At 38.6% G+C, this 280-nt stretch carries 1 protein-coding gene; it reads left to right on the top strand.

Going from position 1 to position 280, the window contains the following annotated elements; translation table 11 throughout:
- Positions 1–280 (top strand): serine dehydratase beta chain (locus tag AAEY57_RS19740; RefSeq protein ID WP_350608638.1); only part of this gene is annotated, 280 nt, incomplete at both ends.

Genomic DNA, 280 nt, shown 5'->3' with positions numbered 1-280 from the left:
AAACAGGTGTTGGCCATGGCTCGGGTAAAGCCGTAATTCTTGGTTTAGCCGGTTACGATCCTGAAACAATTGATGCCGATTTAGTCGACGACATTTTAGCGACCATTGAAAAAGATCAGGTTATTTATTTAAACAAAACACATAAAGCCAAATTCCCAAAACAAGGTGCTATTGTTTTTCATCGTCGTAAAACACTGCCTAAGCATTCTAATGCAATGGAAATTATCGCCTCAAACAACGGCGAAAAAATTTACAGCAAAGTATATTACTCTATTGGCGG

Origin of the sequence: Pseudoalteromonas sp. MER144-MNA-CIBAN-0113 (assembly GCF_040308965.1) — a bacterium.
GTDB classification, from domain to species: Bacteria; Pseudomonadota; Gammaproteobacteria; order Enterobacterales; family Alteromonadaceae; genus Pseudoalteromonas; species Pseudoalteromonas tetraodonis.
This window is presented reverse-complemented; position numbering and strand designations above follow the sequence as displayed.